16 protein-coding genes are annotated in these 19,354 nt (G+C 64.6%); 10 read left to right on the forward strand and 6 right to left on the reverse strand.

All coding sequences use genetic code 11. From position 1 onward, the window contains the following. Positions 1-450 precede the first annotated feature (450 nt). The 4 genes from E6B08_RS28645 to E6B08_RS28660 all read left to right on the forward strand — a co-directional run bounded on the left by E6B08_RS28645 (position 451) and on the right by E6B08_RS28660 (position 4,352). Positions 451-1,752, forward strand: coding sequence for an IS4 family transposase (locus E6B08_RS28645; RefSeq protein ID WP_136917345.1), 1,302 nt, complete (start codon positions 451-453; stop codon positions 1,750-1,752). 177 nt (positions 1,753-1,929) lie between these two features. Then, positions 1,930-3,360, forward strand: a complete 1,431-nt coding sequence (locus E6B08_RS28650; RefSeq protein ID WP_136917051.1) for a coniferyl aldehyde dehydrogenase — start codon at positions 1,930-1,932, stop codon at positions 3,358-3,360. Positions 3,361-3,511: 151 nt separating this feature from the next. Next, the gene (gene coaD / locus E6B08_RS28655) at positions 3,512-3,991 is read left to right on the forward strand and encodes a pantetheine-phosphate adenylyltransferase (protein ID WP_133325099.1); all 480 of its coding nucleotides are present in this window, start codon (positions 3,512-3,514) and stop codon (positions 3,989-3,991) included. Positions 3,992-4,100: 109 nt separating this feature from the next. Continuing rightward, a complete protein-coding gene (locus E6B08_RS28660) occupies positions 4,101-4,352 on the forward strand; it encodes a YfhL family 4Fe-4S dicluster ferredoxin (RefSeq protein ID WP_016489663.1) in 252 nt (83 codons plus the stop codon). 42 nt (positions 4,353-4,394) lie between these two features. Here the strand turns inward: E6B08_RS28660 and mutM are convergent, their stop codons facing one another. Next, a complete protein-coding gene (gene mutM, locus E6B08_RS28665; protein WP_136917052.1) occupies positions 4,395-5,207 on the reverse strand; it encodes a bifunctional DNA-formamidopyrimidine glycosylase/DNA-(apurinic or apyrimidinic site) lyase in 813 nt (270 codons plus the stop codon). A gap of 3 nt (positions 5,208-5,210) precedes the next feature. Then, positions 5,211-6,029: an HDOD domain-containing protein gene (locus tag E6B08_RS28670; protein ID WP_192938710.1), complete on the reverse strand. Its 819-nt coding sequence runs from the start codon at positions 6,027-6,029 to the stop codon at positions 5,211-5,213. 208 nt (positions 6,030-6,237) lie between these two features. Here E6B08_RS28670 and E6B08_RS28675 point away from each other — a divergent pair, with 208 nt between their 5' ends. The 3 genes from E6B08_RS28675 to ilvD all read left to right on the forward strand — a co-directional run bounded on the left by E6B08_RS28675 (position 6,238) and on the right by ilvD (position 10,192). Beyond that, complete coding sequence (locus E6B08_RS28675) at positions 6,238-6,777, forward strand: type 1 glutamine amidotransferase domain-containing protein (protein ID WP_136917054.1); 540 nt, start codon at positions 6,238-6,240, stop codon at positions 6,775-6,777. 107 nt (positions 6,778-6,884) lie between these two features. Beyond that, positions 6,885-8,081, forward strand: coding sequence for a class I SAM-dependent rRNA methyltransferase (locus tag E6B08_RS28680; RefSeq protein WP_136917055.1), 1,197 nt, complete (start codon positions 6,885-6,887; stop codon positions 8,079-8,081). A gap of 269 nt (positions 8,082-8,350) precedes the next feature. Beyond that, positions 8,351-10,192: a dihydroxy-acid dehydratase gene (gene ilvD / locus E6B08_RS28685; RefSeq protein ID WP_136917056.1), complete on the forward strand. Its 1,842-nt coding sequence runs from the start codon at positions 8,351-8,353 to the stop codon at positions 10,190-10,192. Between the two features lie 99 nt (positions 10,193-10,291). On the opposite strand, the gene E6B08_RS28690 is transcribed toward ilvD, so the two are convergent. Then, positions 10,292-11,347, reverse strand: coding sequence for a haloacid dehalogenase-like hydrolase (locus tag E6B08_RS28690; protein WP_136917057.1), 1,056 nt, complete (start codon positions 11,345-11,347; stop codon positions 10,292-10,294). A 242-nt stretch (positions 11,348-11,589) separates the two neighbouring features. Between E6B08_RS28690 and E6B08_RS28695 the strand changes: the two genes are divergently transcribed. Beyond that, positions 11,590-12,981, forward strand: a complete 1,392-nt coding sequence (locus tag E6B08_RS28695; RefSeq protein WP_136917058.1) for an L-cystine transporter — start codon at positions 11,590-11,592, stop codon at positions 12,979-12,981. A gap of 98 nt (positions 12,982-13,079) precedes the next feature. On the opposite strand, the gene E6B08_RS28700 is transcribed toward E6B08_RS28695, so the two are convergent. Continuing rightward, positions 13,080-13,595 carry a dihydrofolate reductase gene (locus tag E6B08_RS28700; protein WP_136917059.1) on the reverse strand — a complete coding sequence of 172 codons (516 nt, stop codon included), beginning with the start codon at positions 13,593-13,595 and terminating at the stop codon, positions 13,080-13,082. A 54-nt stretch (positions 13,596-13,649) separates the two neighbouring features. On the opposite strand from E6B08_RS28700, the gene E6B08_RS28705 reads away from it, so the two are divergent. Further along, positions 13,650-15,041, forward strand: coding sequence for a DUF2868 domain-containing protein (locus tag E6B08_RS28705; protein ID WP_136917060.1), 1,392 nt, complete (start codon positions 13,650-13,652; stop codon positions 15,039-15,041). After that, positions 15,034-16,398: a GTPase/DUF3482 domain-containing protein gene (locus E6B08_RS28710; protein WP_136917061.1), complete on the forward strand. Its 1,365-nt coding sequence runs from the start codon at positions 15,034-15,036 to the stop codon at positions 16,396-16,398. The genes E6B08_RS28705 and E6B08_RS28710 overlap by 8 nt, the downstream gene beginning before the upstream one ends. A 163-nt stretch (positions 16,399-16,561) precedes the next feature. On the opposite strand, the gene E6B08_RS28715 is transcribed toward E6B08_RS28710, so the two are convergent. Together E6B08_RS28715 and E6B08_RS28720 are read right to left on the reverse strand one after the other, a co-directional pair. Next, a complete protein-coding gene (locus E6B08_RS28715) occupies positions 16,562-17,584 on the reverse strand; it encodes a putative 2-aminoethylphosphonate ABC transporter substrate-binding protein (RefSeq protein WP_136917062.1) in 1,023 nt (340 codons plus the stop codon). Between the two features lie 45 nt (positions 17,585-17,629). Beyond that, positions 17,630-19,354, reverse strand: coding sequence for a putative 2-aminoethylphosphonate ABC transporter permease subunit (locus tag E6B08_RS28720; RefSeq protein WP_136917063.1), 1,725 nt, complete (start codon positions 19,352-19,354; stop codon positions 17,630-17,632).

Below are 19,354 nucleotides of genomic sequence, written 5' to 3' on the forward strand. Positions count from 1 at the left end.
GACAGAACGCGCTGGCCGCTCCAACACGAAGCGATAGGTAAACAGCGAGAGCGCAGCGATTCGCCTGCCGTTGCTCTGGTTTTTGATCTGCTCTTGATCTTGATCTTGATCTTGATCTACCCGCGACCTCAGGAGGCCGAGCGTAGGCGGCTGGAGGGCCAGGTGCGCAGCACCCTCCGGCGTAGCCGGAGGCGCGAGATGTAGACTTGCGCAGCAAGTCGTAGGCCGCGCGGGCCCGGAAGGCGCCGTAGCGAGGGGACCCGTAGCGCAGCGGAGGGCCGTATGTGGGAGCAAGCGGTTTTGAGCAACTTTTTCCAAGAAAAAAGTTGCCCGCCGTAAAGGCCATCCCTTTCAAGGTCTTCGGTAGAATCCACTGAAATCCAGTCAGGAAGATCCGAGATGTGGGCTGATGTACTAGCGCGATTCGAGAAAAAAGCACCCGCCAGCGTAATGGCCAAACTTGCCTTGGAGCAGGCCATTGCGCCGGAGTGGATCGATCAGGTTTTCGAGGAGCACCGGCAACGGCAGTATTCTCGCGAGCTGCTGTTCTCGACCATCGTCAAGTTGATGTCGCTTGTTTCATTGGGTTTGAAGCCATCGCTGCATGCTGCGGCCAGACAACTGGACGACCTTCCCGTCAGCTTGGCAGCCCTGTACGACAAGATCAGTCGAACCGAACCTGCCCTGTTGCGTGCTCTGGTGACAGGCTGCGCGCGGCGCTTGGCGCCCACAATCCATGAATTGGGCTGTTCAGCCATGCTTCCTGGCTGGCAAGTTCGAGTGGTCGATGGAAGCCACTTGGCCTCTACCGAAAAGCGTCTTGGCGCGTTGCGCCAAGAGCGCGGGGCGGCTCGCCCCGGGTTCTCGGTGGTGGTTTACGACCCCGATCTGGATCAGGTAATTGACCTCCAGCCGTGCGAGGACGCCTACACAAGCGAACGAGTTTGTGTTTTGCCGTTGCTGGCTGAAGCAAAGGCCAATCAGGTTTGGATTGCTGACCGGCTCTACTGCACGCTGCCTGTAATGGAGGCATGCGAGCAGGTGAACACATCGTTTGTCATTCGCCAGCAGGCCAAGCATCCACGCTTGATCCAGGAGAGTGAGTGGCAGGCGCCAATGCCCGTAGCGACAGGCACAGTGCGCGAACAATCCATCGAAGTAAAAGGCGGGCACCGCTGGCGGCGTGTGGAACTGACACTTCATTCACCAAATGACTCAGGTGACAAAAGCTTGATGTTCTGGAGCAACCTGCCCGAGAGCATCAGTGCACAACAGATCGCAGATTTCTATCGGCGTCGCTGGAGCATTGAGGGGATGTTCCAGCGACTGGAAGCGATTCTGGAAAGTGAAATCGAAACCCTCGGCAGTCCGCGAGCGGCCTTGCTTGGATTCACCACTGCCGTGCTGGCATACAACGTTCTGGCCTTGCTCAAGCGAAGTGTTGAACAGGCTCACCGCGATGCCTTGCCCGAGAATTGGGAAGCTTCGATCTATCACTTGGCGGTGCAGATCAGAGGAGGTTACGAAGGCATGCAGATTGCCTTGCCAACCGAGTACATGCCGGTTGTCTCTATGGAAGACCTGGCCCGGCGGCTACTTGAACTGGCCAGAAACATCCAGCCTAAGCAAGTAGCTAAAAGCCCCCGAGGTCCCAAGGTGCCCAAGCCCAAAGCCTGGGTCCAAGGCACGGCAGTGCATGCACACGTTTCAACCGATCGGGTCATTAAGGCCGCCAAAACCAAAAGACCTTGAAAGGGATGGCCGTAAAGGCGGAAGGGGCCAGTAGCGCCGCTACACAAAATGGATCGTTCCCAGTCCCAATGCCAAACCAGCCAGCCCCCCCAAACAATCCATGAAGAACCAAAAAACGCACCAGAGCTCGATCTAGAATATAGGCTCTAGAAAAACAGATTCAGACGGGACACTGCCGTGACCTCGCCCATCGCCCTGCCTGCCGTGCCTTCCGACACCGACCTGACCTCGACGTTTGCCCTCCAGCGCAAGGCGTTCGCCGGCAACCCGATGCCGCCTGCGGCGCAGCGCCAGCAATGGCTGAAGCACCTGCGCGCGGCACTGCTGGCAAACCAGCAAGCCTTGATCGCAGCCATCGACCAGGACTTCGACGGCCGCAGCGCCGACGAAACCCTGCTGGCCGAGCTGCTGCCTTCGGTGCAAGGCATCCGCCATGCCGAGCGGCACCTGCAACGCTGGATGCGTCCGGCCAGGCGAGCCGTGGGCCTGGCGTTCCAACCCGCCAGTGCACGGGTGCTGTACCAGCCGCTGGGCGTGGTGGGGATCATCGTGCCGTGGAACTACCCACTGTTTCTCGCCATCGGCCCCCTGACCTGCGCCCTGGCCGCCGGCAACCGGGTCATGCTCAAGCTCAGCGAGGCCACGCCGGCCACTGCACAGGCGTTGAAGACGCTGCTCGAACGGGTGTTTCCGGCTGACCTGGTCAGCGTAGTGCTGGGCGAGGTGGAAATCGGCCAGGCCTTCGCCAGGCTGCCCTTCGATCACCTGCTGTTCACCGGTGCTACCAGCGTCGGCCGGCAAGTCATGCTGGCCGCCGCAGACAACCTCACGCCGGTGACCCTGGAACTGGGCGGCAAATCGCCCGCCATCGTCTCGGCCAGCGTGCCCTTGGCCACCGCCGCCGAGCGCATCGCTTTCGGCAAGACCCTCAACGCCGGCCAGACCTGCGTCGCTCCCGACTACGTGCTGGTGCCCCGCGAACGTCTTCAAGCCTTCAGCGAGGCGTACCGCGAGGCCGTGCACCGGCTGTACCCTCGCATCGCCGGCAACGCCGACTACAGCGCGATCATCAACCCCAGGCAGTTGCAACGCTTGCAGCACTTGCTGGCCGACGCTCGCGACAAAGGCGCCGAGGTCATCGACCTGTACCCCGACGAAGCCCCCCAGGGCCGGCGCCTGCCGCCGCATTTGCTGCTGCGGGTGAACGACACCATGCAAGTGATGCAGGACGAGATCTTCGGCCCACTGCTGCCGCTGGTGCCATACGATCACCTCGATGAGGCGCTCGACTACATCAACCGACGCCCACGCCCACTGGCACTCTATTACTTCGGATACGACCGGGCCGAGCAACGACGCGTGCTGGAAAACAGCCACTCCGGCGGGGTCTGCCTGAACGACACCTTGTCGCACGTCGCCCAGGACGATCTGCCATTCGGCGGCATCGGTCCCTCCGGCATGGGCCACTATCACGGCCACGATGGTTTCCTGACTTTCAGCAAGGCCAAGGCCGTGCTGGCCAAGCAGCGCCTGAATGCCGCCCGGCTGATCTACCCACCCTACGGCAAGGCCTTGCAACGCCTGGTCTACAAGTTGTTCATCCGTTGAAGCAGGCGTCGGCGACCACCACCTGGCACACAGCGCATGACAACAATCGCGCGCTCTGTCTATAGTGCCTTCGGTCGGCCGTGTCACTTGGCCGCAGCGCATTCGCTGCGCTACCATCCGACTCCCGACGCACTCCAGCCAGGATGACGCGATGAACCGAGTGTTGTACCCAGGTACCTTCGACCCCATTACCAAAGGCCATGGCGACCTGGTCGAACGCGCTTCGCGGCTGTTCGACCACGTGATCATCGCGGTGGCGGCCAGCCCGAAGAAGAACCCCCTGTTCCCTCTGGAACAACGGGTGGCGCTGGCGCGTGAGGTCACCAAGCACCTGCCCAATGTCGAGGTCATCGGCTTTTCCTCGCTGTTGGCGCACTTCGCCAAGGAACAAGGCGCCAACGTGTTCCTGCGCGGCCTGCGCGCGGTGTCCGACTTCGAATACGAATTCCAGCTGGCGAACATGAACCGGCAACTGGCCCCGGACGTCGAGAGCCTGTTCCTGACGCCTTCGGAGCGTTATTCGTTCATTTCCTCGACCCTGGTCCGGGAGATCGCGGCGCTGGGTGGCGACATCACCAAGTTCGTCCATCCGGCGGTGGCAGACGCGCTGACAGAACGCTTCAAGAAGTGAGCCCCATCGCCTGACCATCGCGCCCGCGTGCACTGCGGGCGCGAATGCGGCACAATTGTGCCCATTGCGTTTGAACATGCCCGGGCCCAATGCCCAGGCCGGAGCCCCCATGTCCCTGATCATCACCGACGATTGCATCAACTGCGACGTCTGCGAACCCGAGTGCCCGAACGAGGCCATCTCCCAAGGCGAAGAGATCTACGTGATCGACCCCAACCTGTGCACCCAGTGCGTGGGCCATTACGACGAGCCGCAGTGCCAGCAGGTCTGTCCGGTCGACTGCATCCCGCTGGATGAAGCGCACCCGGAGACCGAAGAGCAGCTGATGGCCAAGTACCGCCGCATCACCGGCAAGGACTGATCGCCCTCTAGCGCCGGCACGCCGGCGCTAGGGCCGCCTGTATCAGCGCTGGCAGCGCGGGCAGAACACACTCGCCCGCTGCCCCAGCTTCACCTCGCGCAAGGTCGTGCCACACAGCTTGCAGGGCATCCCACCGCGCCCGTAGACGAACAGTTCCTGCTGGAAGTACCCCGGCTGCCCGTCCCCGCCGATGAAGTCGCGCAGGGTGGTACCGCCCTGCTCGATCGCCGCGGCCAGCACCCGCTTGATCTCGATCGCCAGCTTCAGGTAGCGGGCACGCGAGATGCCGCCTGCTTCGCGGCGCGGGTCGATGCCGGCGGCGAACAGCGCCTCGGTGGCGTAGATGTTGCCCACGCCCACCACCACGGCGTTGTCCATGATGAACGGTTTGACCGCCATCGAACGCCCGCGTGACAGTTGGAACAGCCGCTCGCCGTCGAACAGGTCGGTCAACGGCTCCGGGCCCAGGCGCAGCAGCAGTTCATGGTTGAGCGGATCGAGGCTCCAGAGCATGGCGCCGAAGCGGCGCGGGTCGGTGTAGCGCAGCATCAGCCCCGACTCCAGCTCGATGTCCACATGCTCGTGCTTGGCCGCCGGCAACCCCATCTCGACCAGGCGCAAATTGCCCGACATGCCCAGGTGACTGATCAGCGTGCCGACCTCGGCATTGATCAACAGGTACTTGGCCCGCCGCTGCACCGTGACGATGCGTTGGCCCGACAGGCGCACATCCAGGTCCTCGGGGATCGGCCAGCGCAGGCGCCGGTCGCGCACCACCACGCGGCTGACCCGCTGCCCCTCAAGGTGCGGCGCGATACCGCGCCGGGTGGTTTCGACCTCGGGTAATTCAGGCATGGGTCAGTGCCCTCCCAGCTCGCGGATGTTCTGCTTGAGTTGCTCGAAGTCGTAGTCCGTCAGCCCGATGTAGTCCAGCACCAGCGGGCCGACCGCTTGCCACTCGTGATCGACCGACTGGTTGCCCAGCACCCGATAGGACGCGCAGATGTGTTCGGCCATCTTCAACACCGCCAGCAGGTTCTTCAGCTGGGTCTGGGCGTTGCGCGAGGACTCTTCGCGGAACACCGCCAGGGCATTGTGGTGGTTGGCGATCGCCGCGCTGATGTGCTCGGGCAAGCGCCAGGACTTGGCGGTGAAGTAGCCCACCACCGAATGGTTGGTGTTGAACGCCCGGTTCTCGGTGTCGACCACGCGCGTCTGCTCGTCGGCCTTGGCGTAGGCTTCTTCCAGCACCCCCATGTACTCGGGGAAGCGCTTGAGCATCAGCGGCACGCCGCAGTCGTGGAACAAGCCCAGGGTATAGGCCTCGTCCGCGGCCTGGATGCCGGTGCGCTTGGCCAGGGTCAGGCAGGTCATGGCCACGTCCTGGGCGGTGTCCCAGAAGCGGTTGAGGGTGACGATGGTCTCGTCGCTCATTTCGCCTTTGATCGACTGGGCATTGATGAGGTTGATGATCGAGCGGCTGCCCAGCAGGTTCACCGCGCGCTGGATCGAACCGATCTTGTTGGAAAGGCCGAAGTGCGGCGAATTCACCAGCTTGAGCAGGGCACCGGCCAGGCCCGGATCCTGGGAGATCAGCTTGGCGATGGTCTCGAGGTCGGGGTCGGGCATGTATTGCTCGAACTGCAGGTCGACCATGATCTGCGGTTGCGGCGGGATGGTGATGCCTTGCAGGGCCTGCTGGATCTGTTCGGCGCTGAGTTCCTGGGACATTGGTACCTACTCGTGGGGGACGGGGGATTCTAACCCCTGTGCGGCGCCCAAGGCAGCAATCCGTGGCGCAGTGACCACTGGCGCAATGCGCAGGAACTTTGCCTACGGCGCGCAGGCCTTCATGTTCAGGCCCATTGAAAAAGGAGTACAGCCGATGAGTAGCGACCTGAGCGGCAAGCGCGTCGCCTTTCTGGTAACCGATGGTTTCGAGCAGGTGGAGCTGACCGGCCCTCGCGATGCCTTGCAGCAGCGCGGCGCAGTGGTGGATATCCTCAGCGACCAGCAGGGCTCGGTGCGTGGCTGGAACCACGACGAGCCGGCGGATGGTTTTGCCGTGGATGCGACCTTCGAGGCCGCCCATCTCGATCTGTACGACGCCCTGGTACTGCCAGGTGGCGTGCAGAACTCCGACACCATTCGCCTGATCCCTGGGGCTCAGAAACTGGTGAAGAGCCATGCGGCCGCAGGTCGACCGCTGGCGGTGATCTGCCACGGCGGCTGGCTGCTGGTGTCTTGCGGGCTGGTCGAAGGCAAGCGCATGACCAGCTACAAGACCCTGCAGGACGATATCCGCAATGCCGGGGGCAACTGGGTGGATGAAGAGGTTGTGGTCGACGGCAACCTGATCAGCAGTCGCCAGCCGGATGACATTCCGGCGTTCAACGAACAGTTGATCAAGGCCCTGCAAGGCTGACACAGCCCCGCCTGTGGGAGCGGCCTTGCGTCGCGAAGGCCGCTCCCACAAGGGACGCGCCACACGCCAACACGCTATAATCCCGCTCTTTTTCCCGGAGCGACGTCATGTCCCTGCCCAGCCTTCGCCTCAAAGCCAATGCCGACCGCCGCCTGCGCGCCGGCCACCTGTGGGTCTACAGCAACGAAGTCGATGTTGCCGCCACCCCGCTGCAGGGTCTGCAGGCCGGCCAACAGGCCGTCCTCGAGACTGCCAGCGGCAAGCCCCTTGGCATCGTCGCGCTGAGCCCGAACAACCTGATCTGCGCCCGCCTGCTGTCGCGTGACATCAAGCTGGCGCTGGACAAGTCGCTGCTGGTACACCGCCTGAACGTCGCCCTTTCGCTGCGCGAGCGGCTGTTCGACCAGCCCTGCTACCGCCTGGTCTACGGTGATTCCGACCTGCTTCCTGGCCTGGTGGTCGACCGCTTCTTCGACATCCTTGTGGTCCAACTCGCCTCGGCCACCATGGAAGCGCACAAGGACGACGTGATCGCCGCCCTGGTGCAGGTGCTCAAGCCCAGCGGCATCCTGTTCAAGAACGACTCGGCCGCACGCGATGCCGAAGGCCTGCAACGTTACGTCGAGACCGTCTACGGCGAGGTACCGGACTGGGTGGCGCTGGAAGAGAACGGCGTCAAGTTCGAAGCCCCGGTACGCGAAGGCCAAAAGACCGGCTGGTTCTACGACCACCGCATGAACCGTGCACGCCTGGCGCCCTACGTGAAGGGCAAGCGCGTACTCGACCTGTTCAGCTACATCGGTGGCTGGGGCGTGCAGGCTGGCGCGTTCGGCGCCAGTGAAGTGTTCTGCGTCGACGCCTCGGGCTTTGCCCTGGACGGCGTCGAGCGCAATGCCGCGCTCAACGGCATCAGCGAGAAGCTGACCTGCATCGAAGGCGATGTGTTCGAGGCCCTGCGCGAGCTCAAGGCCGCCGAAGAGCGCTTCGACGTGATCATTGCCGACCCACCCGCCTTCATCAAGCGCAAGAAGGACCTGAAAAACGGCGAAGCGGCCTACCGTCGCCTCAACGAACAGGCCATGCGCATGCTGAACAAGGACGGCATCCTCGTCAGCGCCTCGTGCTCGATGCACCTGCCCGAGGATGACCTGCACAACATCCTGCTGACCAGCGCCCGCCACCTGGACCGCAACCTGCAACTGCTCGAGCGCGGCGGCCAGGGCCCGGACCACCCGGTACACCCGGCCATCGCCGAAACCCGCTACATCAAGAGCATCACCTGCCGGTTGCTGCCCAACAGCTGATACCTGCTCCAGCGGGGTCGCCCAGCGGCCCCTTGCTGCCAATCTGCCCGCCAACCATCCACATCTTCATTCCCTCACCGCGCCAGCGGTGTAGAATCGGCGTATTCATCGCCAGTCATCCCCGGCGGGTTTATGAGCTCTGGCCAAGCACGCGGCGATCCCGCGGGGTCTTGGCCCCATCCGTGCCAGTGGCAACCGGCCTGCGGCGCTAAGGACAAGAGAAGCTCACTCCCCTATTCGTGACCTGATTAAGCCGCCAGGAGTGTTACATGCCTGATTATCGTTCCAAGACTTCCACCCAAGGGCGCAACATGGCCGGCGCCCGTGCCTTGTGGCGCGCCACCGGGATGAAGGACGAAGACTTCAAGAAACCGATCATCGCCATCGCCAACTCGTTCACCCAGTTCGTCCCAGGTCACGTGCACCTGAAGGACCTGGGCCAACTGGTGGCCCGCGAGATCGAACGCGCCGGTGGCGTGGCCAAGGAATTCAACACCATCGCGGTCGACGACGGCATCGCCATGGGCCACGACGGCATGCTGTATTCTCTGCCGAGCCGCGAGATCATCGCCGACGCCGTGGAGTACATGGTCAACGCGCACTGCGCCGATGCCATCGTCTGCATCTCCAACTGCGACAAGATCACCCCCGGCATGCTGATGGCCGCCCTGCGCCTGAACATCCCGGTGATCTTCGTCTCCGGCGGCCCGATGGAAGCCGGCAAGACCAAACTGGCCAGCCACGGCCTCGATCTGGTCGACGCCATGGTCATCGCCGCCGACTCCTCGGCCTCCGACGAGAAAGTCGCCGAGTACGAGCGCAGTGCCTGCCCGACCTGCGGCTCCTGCTCCGGCATGTTCACCGCCAACTCGATGAACTGCCTGACCGAAGCCCTGGGCCTGGCCCTGCCGGGCAACGGCTCGACCCTGGCCACCCACGCCGACCGCGAGCAGCTGTTCCTCACCGCTGGCCGTACCATCGTCGAGCTGTGCAAGCGCTACTACGGCGACAACGACGACTCGGTGTTGCCGCGCAACATCGCCAACTTCAAGGCGTTCGAGAACGCCATGATGCTCGACATCGCCATGGGCGGTTCGACCAACACCATCCTGCACCTGCTGGCCGCCGCCCAGGAAGGCGAGGTCGCCTTCGACCTGCGCGACATCGATCGCCTGTCGCGCAAGGTGCCGCAGCTGTGCAAGGTGGCGCCGAACATCCAGAAGTACCACATGGAAGACGTCCACCGCGCCGGCGGCATCTTCAGCATCCTCGGTTCGCTGGCCCGTGGCGGCCTGCTGCACACCGACCTGCCGACGGTGCACAGCCGCAGCATGGAAGAAGCCATCGCCAAATGGGACATCACCCAGACCGATGACGAAGCCGTGCACACCTTCTTCAAGGCAGGCCCGGCCGGTATCCCGACCCAGACCGCCTTCAGCCAGTCGACCCGTTGGGAAACCCTCGACGACGACCGCGAGAACGGCTGTATCCGCAGCGTCGAGCACGCCTATTCTCAAGAGGGTGGCCTGGCCGTGCTGTACGGCAATATCGCGCTGGACGGCTGCGTGGTGAAAACCGCCGGTGTCGACGAGTCGATCCTGGTGTTCGAAGGCACCGCGAAGATCTTCGAGAGCCAGGACAGCGCCGTGCGCGGCATCCTCGCCGACGAAGTGAAGGCCGGTGACATCGTCATCATCCGCTACGAAGGCCCGAAAGGCGGCCCGGGCATGCAAGAGATGCTCTATCCGACTTCGTATCTGAAGTCCAAGGGCCTGGGCAAGGCCTGCGCCCTGCTCACCGACGGCCGCTTCTCCGGCGGTACCTCGGGCCTGTCGATCGGCCACGCCTCGCCAGAAGCCGCTGCCGGCGGCGCCATCGGCCTGGTGCGCGATGGCGACAAGGTCCTGATCGACATTCCCAACCGTTCGATCAACCTGCTGGTCAGCGATGAAGAACTGGCCCACCGCCGCATCGAGCAGGACAAGAAAGGCTGGAAGCCTGCCGAAGTCCGCCCGCGCAAGGTGACCACCGCGCTGAAAGCCTACGCCCTGCTGGCCACCAGCGCCGACAAGGGTGCGGTGCGTAACAAGGCGATGCTCGAAGGGCTGTGAGGCTCTCTGCGTGAAAAACCGGCGCTCCAAGCGCCGGTTTTTCGACCATGGTCAAAAGCGCCCTGCCGGCAGTGAACGCTAGTGAGCACAGCCTGGTGCTTACTGGATCTGCTCGGGCGTCACGATCACCCAGTTCTTGTCCGCCGTCACCGGCAACCCTTCCTTGGCCTGCGCCGCCGCATTCTTCGCGATCATCCCATTCAACTGGTCCAGGTACTTGGCTTTGCGGTTTATCCACAGGTGGATGCCGCCCTTGCCCACATCGACGCCATGAAACTGCATGTAGCCATCGCTGGTAGGTGTGTCGCCGCCGACCAGCACCGGCCTCTTCCATTGATCGATATAAGTGAGGATCGCCGCCTGTTTGCCCGCCATCCAGGTTGCTGGCGTCCACAGGTAAGGCGTGAGCTCCAGCCGCTCGTTGGCCTTGGCATCGTAGCGTCCCTCGGCGACTTGCTTGCGCGCGGTCGTCACCTGGCCGGTATCGCGGTCCTTGAGCAGCAGGCTGACACCGATCACGTTTTCCGGTTTGACGTTATAGCCGTATTTGGGATCCGAGGCGACCATGCGTACCAGTTCCTCGGAAGCCGCAGACACCACGTAGACCTCGATGCCGTTCTCCATCAACTTGTTGTACAGCTCGGCCTGGCCCTTGAACACCTTCGGCGGCTGCACCTCGATAGGCTTGACCTGATCACCGTCGTAGTAAGTGCTGGGGATCGGCCTGTTGCTGGCCATCAGCTCATCCACCTGCACTTTCAGTTCCTTCAGGGTGAACCCCGAAAACACCTGGGCGACCCACGGATAGCAGACCATGTCATCGATTTCACACAGGCGGTAGTAGTAGCTGAACAGGGTTTCCTTATGCTCGGCGGTGTCCTTGAAAGGAATGAGCTTGAGCGACGGGTCGAGCTTGTCGCGGGTCAGTAGACCTTTGTTTTCCATGAAGGGCAGCAGGGCCTCTTCGAGGTCATAGCGGTAACTGGTGTTGTCCATGTCGAACACCGCGTAGTTACCTTTGTGGGCATTGGCGGCAATCATGGCATTCAGATGCCGGGCGGCGTCCGCCGGCCAGTGCTGGAGCTCGGTAGCAAAGGATTCGACACAGCACAGCAGGGCCAAGCCGCCCGCGAGGGCTTTCGAAGCGAACTTCATGTGCGTTTCTCCTGAAATGACCCAAAGACGCTAGTGCAATCACCCAGGCCCGCAGGCTCCGACAGCGACTCTCATGCAGCTCTGGGCGTCGTGAACGTAGGTGTGAACGGCACGTCTATATTCCAAAAACGACCAACTAAATTAGTTTTGGGTATAAGTTCGTTTGTTTTCAGCCTGTTAGCATTTGCGTTCGCAATCGCTCACAGAAGCGACGCCCCCTACTGCTTTTTCCTGGAGCTTCAATGAACCTGCCGCTGTCTCTCAACCTGCTGGCGTTCCTGGCCCTGCTGCTGGGCCTGGCACAAACCCGCCGCACCGACTGGAGCCTGGCCAAGAAGGTCTTGCTCGGCCTGGTGCTGGGCGTGGCCTTCGGCCTGGCCCTGCATACGGTCTACGGCGCCGGCCACCCGGTACTCAAGGCCACCATCGCCTGGCTCGACCTGGTCGGCAACGGCTACGTCGGTCTGCTGCAGATGATCGTCATGCCGCTGATCTTCGCCTCGATCCTCAGCGCCGTGGCGCGCCTGCACAACGCTTCCATGCTCGGCCGCATCAGCGTGCTGACCATTGGCACGCTGCTGTTGACCACCGCCATCGCCGCGCTGATCGGCATCAGCCTGACCAACCTGTTCGGCCTGAGTGCCGACGGACTGGTGGCCGGGGCGCAGGAACACGCGCGCCTGCAGGCCATCCACAGCGACTACGCCGGCAAGGTCGCCGACCTCAACATTCCTCAACTGCTGCTGTCGTTCATCCCCAGCAACCCGATCGGCGATCTGGCCCGGGCACGGCCGACCTCGATCATCGCCGTGGTGATCTTCGCGGTATTCGTCGGCCTTGCCGCGTTGCAGCTGATCAAGGATGACGCCGCCCAGGGCGAGCGTGCCCTGTCGGCCATCGACACCTTGCAAGCGTGGGTCATGCGCCTGGTGCGGGTGGTCATGCGGCTCACGCCCTATGGCGTGCTGGCGTTGATGACCAAGGTGGTCGCCAGCTCCAACCTGGACGACATCCTCAAGCTGGGCAGCTTCGTGGTGGTGTCCTACCTCGGCCTGGGCCTGATGTTCGTGGTGCATGGCATCATCCAGGCGCTGACCGGCGTCAATCCGCTGCGTTTCCTGCGCAAGGTATGGCCAGTGCTGACCTTCGCCTTCACCAGCCGCTCCAGCGCTGCCAGCATTCCGCTGAACATCGAGGCGCAGACCCGGCGCCTGGGCGTGCCGCAGTCGATCGCCAGTTTCAGCGCCTCGTTCGGCACCACCATCGGCCAGAACGGCTGCGCCGGGCTGTACCCGGCGATGCTGGCGGTGATGGTGGCCCCGACCGTGGGCATCAACACCTTCGACCCGCTGTGGATCGCCACCCTGGTGGCCATCGTCACGCTGAGTTCGGCCGGGGTCGCCGGCGTTGGCGGTGGCGCGACCTTCGCAGCCCTGATCGTGCTGCCGGCCATGGGCCTGCCGGTCGAGTTGGTGGCGCTGCTGATTTCGGTAGAGCCGCTGATCGACATGGGCCGTACGGCGTTGAACGTGAATGGCTCGATGACGGCGGGCGTGGTGACCAGCCAACTGCTCAAGGAAACCGACAAGGACCTGCTGGGCGGCGATGAGCATGCCGAGTTGAAGCACTCCTGACAGTTTTCGGCGGGGCCGGCGGACGCTGAAGCCTGTGGGAGCGGTCTTGCCGGGGCGCCGGACCGGTCGGAAAGGGCTGCAAAGCAGCCCCGGCAACCTCAACGCTTGTCCCAAACCTCGAAATGGTACGCAGGCTTGCCTTCTTCAGCCTGCGCCTCGCTCGACACCCGCTGCCACTGCGCGGTGTCGAACTCCGGGAACCACGCGTCGCCCTCCGGCTGCAGCTCAACCCGGGTCAGGTACATCCGGCTCACCAAGCCTTTCTCCAACGCCTGCGCGTACAACTGCGCCCCGCCGATCAGCATCAACTCGTCCACGCCCTGCTCGCGCGCCCATTGCTCGGCTCGCACCAGCGCCGCCTCCAGCGAAGCGAACACCTCGGCGCCCGCCAACTCCAGCCCCGGCTGGCGACTGACGACGACGTTCAGCCGCCCCGGCAAGGGCCGACCCAGCGAATCCCAGGTCTTGCGCCCCATGATGATCGGCTTGCCCAGGGTGGTGGCCTTGAAATACTTGAAGTCCCCCGGCAGGTGCCAGGGCATGGAATTGTCGATGCCGATCACGCGGTTCTCGGCATGCGCCGCGATCAGGCTGAGGGGAAGTGATGTATTCATGCCGGCGAGGATAGCACCCGGCGTGTGGGTTATGCTTCTGCCCTGAACCGTGCAATGGAAGAGCTTGTGACTGCACCTACTTCACTGGACAAACGTTGGCTCACCGAAGCGGTGCGCCTGCGCGAAGAACAGGCCGGCCCCCTGGAGGACCAGGAGGCCAATCGCAACGCCCGCCAGCAAGGCGGCGACCTGGCCACGCGCATCGAGGCCCGGGCGCTGTGCCTGGCCGAACGCGACGGCATGAGCGCGGCCCTGCGCCGCTGGAAGCAAGGGGCGCGCCTGGCGTTGCTGGCCCTGGCACTGCTGGCCGTGCTCAGTGGCGCCGGGCTGGCCTTCGCCGCCTTGGGCGACGGCCTGCGTCCGGTCAACGTGTTCTGGGCCCTGGGCAGCCTGCTGGGGCTGAACCTGCTGATGCTGCTGGGCTGGGCTGCAGGCCTGGTGCTCAGCGGCGAGCACGGCGCCAGCCTCGGGCGCTTGTGGTTGTGGCTGAGCGAACGCTTGGCCCGCGACGCCAAGGCCGCCCAACTGGCCCCCGCCCTGCTGGTGCTGCTGCAGCGCCAGCGCCTCAACCGCTGGCTGCTGGGCGTGCTGGTGCATGGTCTGTGGCTGCTGGCGATGCTGGCGGCACTGGCCATGCTCCTGGCCTTGCTGGCCACGCGGCGCTATGGCTTCGTCTGGGAAACCACATTGCTGGCAGCAGAGCCTTTCATCCGCCTGACCGAAACCCTCGGCGCCCTGCCTTCGCTGCTTGGCTTCGCCGTGCCGGACGAGACCATGATCCGCGCCAGCGGCGCGACCCTGCCGGCCCTGGATATCGCCCGCCAGGCCTGGGCCAGTTGGCTGCTCGGCGTGGTCCTGGTCTATGGCCTGCTGCCACGCGTGCTGCTGGCCGGCCTTTGCCTGTGGCGCTGGCGCCAGGGCCGCGAACGCCTGGCGCTGGATCTCAGCCTGCCGGGCTATGCGCAACTGCGCGAGGTCCTGATGCCGCGCAGCGAGCGGATCGGTGTGCAGGACGCCGCGCCCGAGAGCCTGCCGCAATTCCAGGCCGGCCAGCTGGAAAGCGGCAGCAGCGGCGCCCTGCTGGTCGGCCTTGAGCTGGACGACCAGCGCCCCTGGCCACCGGCAATGCCCAAGGCAGTGACCAACGCCGGCGTGCTCGACAGCCGCGAGTCGCGCAACCGCCTGCTCGAACAGCTCAGCCGCTTTCCACCGGCGCGCCTGGCCATCGCCTGCGACCCGCGTCGCTCGCCCGACCGCGGCAGCCTGGCACTGCTCGCGGAGCTGGCGCGTTACGCCGGCGCCACGCGCATCTGGCTGCTCCAGGCCGAGCCGGGCCAAGCCCTGGACGCACAACGCCTGGGCGACTGGCACGAAGCCCTCGACCGCCTCGGCCTGCCCCACGCCGACACCTCGCCCCTGACCTGGCTGGAGCATGGCCATGACTGAGCCGCTGAAACTGGCCGTGGTCGGCCACACCAACGTCGGCAAGACCTCGCTGCTGCGCACCCTGACCCGCGACGTCGGCTTTGGCGAGGTTTCCCACCGCCCCAGCACCACCCGCCACGTCGAAGGTGCACGCCTGTCGGTGGACGGCGAGCCGCTGCTCGAACTCTATGACACCCCTGGCCTGGAAGACGCCATCGCCCTGCTCGACTACCTCGAACGCCTCGAGCGCCCTGGCGAACGCCTGGACGGCCCGGCGCGCCTCGCACGCTTCCTGCAAGGCAGCGAGGCCCGCCAGCGCTTCGAACAGGAGGCCAAGGTGCTGCGCCAACTGCTGGCCAGCGATGCCGGCCTGTACGTGATCGACGTACGCGAGCCGGTGCTGGCCAAGTACCGCGACGAACTGGAGGTGCTCGCCGGCTGCGGCAAGCCGCTGTTGCCGGTACTCAACTTCGTCGCCAGCAGCCAGCACCGCGAGCCCGAATGGCGTGAAGCCCTGGCTCGCCTTGGCCTGCATGCGCTGGTGCGGTTCGACAGCGTGGCGCCGCCAGAAGATGGCGAGCGGCGCCTCTACGAAAGCCTGGCGCTGCTGCTCGAAGACGCGCGCCCGGCCTTGCAACGGCTGATCGAGGACCAGCAGGCGCAGCGTCTGGCCCGCCAGCACAGCGGCAAGCGCCTGATCGCCGAACTGCTGCTCGACTGCGCCGCCTGCCGGCGCAGTGTCCAGGCCGAACCTGCCGCCGAAGCCAGGGCCATCGAGGCGCTGCGCCAAGACGTTCGCCAGCGCGAGCAACGCTGCGTCGAGGCATTGCTCAAGCTGTATGCCTTCCGCCGCGAGGATGCCAATGCCGGCGACCTGCCGCTGCTCGATGGCCGCTGGGGCGATGACCTGTTCAACCCCGAAACCTTGAAGCTGCTGGGTGTTCGCCTGGGCAGCGGCGTGGCAGCGGGTGCCGCTGCCGGCGCCGGGGTCGACCTGCTGGTGGGCGGGCTGACCCTCGGCATTGCCGCACTGGCCGGTGCCGTTGCCGGAGGCGCGCTGCAAACGGCGCGCAACTATGGGTCGCGGTTGATGGGCAAGCTCAAGGGGCAACGGGAACTGACCGTGGATGACACCGTGCTGCGGTTGCTGGCCTTGCGCCAACAGCAGTTGATGGCCGCGCTGGACCGCCGTGGGCATGCGGCGCAGGACAGCATCCGACTGGGTGAGCTGGATGAAAAAGCCTGGCGCGAAGGCAAGTTGCCCGAGGCCTTGAGCAAGGCACGGGCCCACCCGCAGTGGTCGACGCTGAACCCTGGGGCGAAGGTGAACCAGGCGGAGCGGCAGGAGCAACTGGAGGCGCTGGTTTTGCAGATATAGGGTGGGCCGAGGTCTGGTTTTAGAGATGTGGCGCCGTTGAGATCGAGCGCTGCATCGCGCGGTGCATCGCGAAGCGTGCGCTTGAGGTATGTGTCGCCTCTGAAATCGAGCGCCGCCCGCGCGGCGCTCGATCTCATGAACACCCGCCTTCTCAAGCCATACCCTACTGCGCCACCTTCTCCGACTTGCCGTCATACCGCTTGCGCCATTCGGCTAGAATCTGGTCGCGGTTCTTCGAAGCCCAGGCGAAGTCGTTCTTGATCAACCGCTGTTCATAGTCGGCCGGCAGTTCGGTCTGCGGCTTGGCGATCCCCGGCGCGGCCAGTACGGCGAAGTTTTCCTTGTACAGCTCCATCGCCGCCGGGCTTGCCGAGAAGTCAGCGAGGCGCCTGGCGGCATCGGCCTTTGGCGAGCCCTTGATCACCGCGGTGGCCTCGATTTCCCAACCCAGACCTTCCTTGGGCAGCACGATGTCCAGCGGCGCGCCCTGGCGCTTGAGCTGCACTGCCGGGTATTCGAACGAGATGCCGATCGGGAATTCACCCGACGCCGCCAGCTTGCAGGGTTTGGAGCCGGAGTGAACGTATTGGCCGATGTTCTGGTGCAGATCATCCATGTAGGCCCAGCCCTGCGGCTCGCCAAAGGTCTGCAACCAGGCGCTCACGTCGAGAAAACCTGTGCCGGACGAGGCTGGGTTGGGCATGACGATCTTGCCCCTGTACTCGGGCTTGGTCAGGTCCTGCCAGCTCACCGGCTTGCTCAAGCCCTGCTTCTCGGCCTCGATGGTGTTGAAGCAGATGGTCGCGGCCCACACGTCCATGCCGACCCAGGCCGGCGGATTGGCGGCGTCGCGGTAGTTGGGCGAGATCTTGCCCAGGTCTTTCGGCGCATAGGCTTCGAGCATGCCGTTCTGGTCGAGGATGGCCAGGCTGGACGCCGCGAGCCCCCAGACTGCATCCGCCTGCGGGCGGTCTTTTTCGGCCAGCAGCTTGGCGGTGATGATGCCAGTGGAGTCACGCACCCACTTGATCTCGATGTCCGGGTTGGCCTTTTCGAACGCCTGCTTGTAGCTGCGCAGCTGCTCGGCTTCCAGGGCGGTATAGACGGTCAACTGGGTGGCTGCGGCCGAAGCCTGCAGGCTGAAGACGGCAGACACGGCAGCGGCAAGTGCAAGGGGCTTGAACATGATGCGGTTCCTATCGTTGGGCAATCAGACGTTGTGGGCAATCGGTCAGTGACCCGGCGCGCGCTGGCGCCAGGCCTGGGAGCGGCGCAGCAGGCCACGCGAAGCCGCGGCCAGCAGCAGGGACGCGGCGGCACTGGTGAGCAGGATCAGGGTCGACATGGCGGCGGCACCACCGACGTTGCCGGCGTCGTCCATGTTCAACACCGCGACGGCGGCCAGGATGGTGTCGGGGCTGTAGAGGAAGATCGCCGCCGAGACAGTGGTCATCGCCGAGACGAACAGATAGCGAACGATATCCAGCAGCGCGGGCAGGCAAATCGGCACGGTGACCCGTACGAAGTGCTTGTACAGCGGCGCCTTGAGCGACAGCGCGGCGGCTTCGAACTCACCATCGAGCTGGCGCAGCGCGGTGGTCGCGGTCATCTGCGCAGTGGTCAGGTAGTGAGCGATGGTGCACAGCACCAACAACGCCATGCTGCCGTAGAACACGTGCAACGGGTTGCCGGCGAGGTTGAAGAAGAATACGTAGCCCAGACCCAGTACCAGGCCCGGCACCGCCATGGGGATGAAGCTCAACAGACGCAGGATCTGGTTGAGCAGGCGCTGACCCTGGGTCTTCTCCATCAGGTAGGCCCCGGTGAAGATCACCAGGCTGCCGACCAGCGCGGTGCAGATGGCCATGGTCACGCTGTTGCGGTAAGCCAGCCAGCCACCGCCTGCCGTGTCCTCGAACATGTAGTGCTTGAACGACAAGGTCAGGTTGTATGGCCAGAAGGTGACCAGCGACGAGTACACCGCCATGCCGATCACCACCAGCAGCACCGCGCAAACCAGCAACACCAGGGCCAGGAAGCAGGCATCTCGCAGGCGTGACGGCTTGGGCTCGAAGGCCTGGGCACGACCACTCATGGCGTCGCCCTGACGTCGACGCAGCCAGGCATCGACGGCGAAGCTCAGCAGCGCCGGCACCAGCAGCACCATGCCGATCAACGCGCCACGGCCGAACTGTTGCTGACCGACCACCGCCTTGTAGGCCTCCAGCGCCAGCACCTGATAGTCGCCACCGACCACGACCGGGACGCCGAAGTCGGTGATGGTCAAGGTGAACACCAGGCAGAAAGCCGCGAATACCGCCTGGCGCGAAGCCGGCCAGGTGATGCTGGAGAACGCCCGCCAGGGCCCGGCGCCCATGCTCGAAGCCGCGTCGAACAGCCGCGCATCGGCCAGCGACAGGGCCGAGAGCAGGATCATCAGCGCATGCGGGAAGGTGTAGATGGCTTCGCCCAGGACGATGCCCCAGAAACCATAGATGTTGTCGCTGAGCAAATCGCGCAGCAGGCCCTGGTTGCCGAACAGGTAGACCAGGGCAATGGCCGGCAGCATCGACGGCGCCAACAGCGGCAACAGCGAGATGCCGCGCCACAGGCCCTTGGCCGGGATCAGCGTGCGTTGCAGGGCGTAGGCGAACAGGTAAGCCAGCGGTACCACGATGGCGGCCACGGTGCAGGCGACCGCCAGGCTGTTGCCCAGCAGCCAGCGGAAGTTGGCGCTGGCGAACAACTCGCGCGCCGCCAGCACGCCACCGCCCTGGCCGGCATCGCCACTGAAGCCACGCCAGAAGATCGCCAGCAGCGGCATCACCACCGCCAGCAGCAGGAGCACCAGCAGCAAGCTCTTGCCGCCGACTACGAACAGGCGGTCACCCAGGGCGACTCCGCCACGCGATGCACGCTTGGCCTGGCCGAGCGGCAGGGTCATTGGCGCGCCCAT

Origin of the sequence: Pseudomonas putida (genome assembly GCF_005080685.1) — a bacterium.
In the GTDB taxonomy this organism is placed as follows: Bacteria; Pseudomonadota; Gammaproteobacteria; order Pseudomonadales; family Pseudomonadaceae; genus Aquipseudomonas; species Aquipseudomonas putida_V.